Source organism: Vibrio sp. D173a (assembly GCF_030248475.1).
This window is the reverse complement of record NZ_JAHGAH010000916.1, coordinates 1-1,000: the sequence shown is the minus strand read 5'-3', so window position 1 is coordinate 1,000 and position 1,000 is coordinate 1. Positions and strand designations below refer to the sequence as shown.

At 49.1% G+C, this 1,000-nt stretch carries 1 protein-coding gene; it reads right to left on the bottom strand.

Features of this window, described 5'->3' with window-relative positions; genetic code table 11:
* Positions 1-1,000, bottom strand: a 1,000-nt coding sequence (locus KIV40_RS30255; protein WP_285352963.1) for an NAD(P)/FAD-dependent oxidoreductase, incomplete at both ends; no start/stop codon positions are given.

Below are 1,000 nucleotides of genomic sequence, written 5' to 3'. Positions count from 1 at the left end.
TTTATTTCTATATTTGTACATGAATGATTCGCCGATTGGGGTCAAGCTAGCCAACTCACCCAGTTTGAGTGGTTTAATCGGGTTTCTCAGGCGGTAATAGCCCACCTTCTCCATAGGAATCCCTGCTTCCTCTTGGATAATATGAGCCACCGTGGTACCGCAATAGCGCCCCTGACAAGGCCCCATACCACAACGCGTATAGGTTTTGATTTGATTGATCCCGTGCGCACCTCTCTCTGCCTGACGACGAATTTGTCCTGCTGTGACTTCCTCACAACGACAAACAATAGTCTGATCGCTTGGTGTCAGTGCTTGCTTAGGTGGTGTGTACAGTGCGTCCAAAAACGGTCGCACTCCAATTTCTTTATCAATCAACGCTCGCAGCTTGTCTCGTTCTTCAGTCAGTGACATTTCTCCATCACTTTCAAGCGACATTAAAGCACTAACTGCTGCAAGCTGACCTTGGTATTGAGCAGCCATTGCTCCACCAATGCCGCTGCCATCACCAGCAACAAAAACATCTTGGCGAGAGCTTTGGTGGTATTGATCAACCCTTGGTCTCCAACAAATCTGTAGCGGATCCCATTCGTGCTCTAATCCCATTGCTCTCGTGAGCTGAACATTAGGAACAACGCCAATATGAGAGAGCAAAGTATCGGTATTTAAGGCGTGTGGCTGTCCTTGAGCGGTGAAAGTGAGTCGCTCGACAGTTTGATCTCCATAAGCGGCTATGTCGGTGGCACCGGTATAGCGTTTGACTCCAGCACGGCGGATTTTAGCCAATAGCTTAAGGCCTTTGAAAAGTACCTTGTGGCCTTTTAAAGCTCCGCCCGCATAGCGAGTCGCTTCGACGTAACTGCTAGATTGTTGGGTATCCACAATCGCTTTAGGAGGCGAGCCCGCATCGACCATCTGTGCCGCGAGCAAATAGATGAGTGGCCCAGTACCGACAAGCACAGCATTGGTTGGAACTAAGCCCGAGGTTTTCATCATAATCTGA